The following is a 252-nucleotide window of genomic DNA, read 5'->3' as shown; positions in this document are numbered from 1 at the left end:
CGCGGCATGGCGATAGGAGTCCAGGGCGGGCGCGGCGGGTGTGGCTTCCTGCATCTGGATGGTGGACTGGGCAGGGCGTGCGCGCGAAGTGAAGGATCCGGACAGCCAGTCCGGCTTCAAGGTCGCTACAATGAACCACACCGCCAGACCCACTGTCACGGTCTGGGCAAACAACAGCCATAAACGTCGCATAAAAGAATTTTTGGTATTTGAATTGAAAATCTGATCGGATGAGGAAGAGATGACCCGCCA

Annotated in this window: 1 protein-coding gene; it reads right to left on the bottom strand. The window is 57.1% G+C overall.

The features are described 5' to 3' along the window. The coding region (locus ACZ3HG_RS24355; protein ID WP_465335044.1) for a hypothetical protein at positions 1-192 on the bottom strand (192 nt) is incomplete at its 3' end. Between the last annotated feature and the right edge of the window lie 60 nt (positions 193-252).

It is taken from the genome of Erwinia sp. PME.40.26/001 (assembly GCF_055556675.1).
The sequence above is the reverse complement of the archived record's forward strand: the minus strand, read 5'-3'. Positions and strand labels throughout refer to the sequence as shown.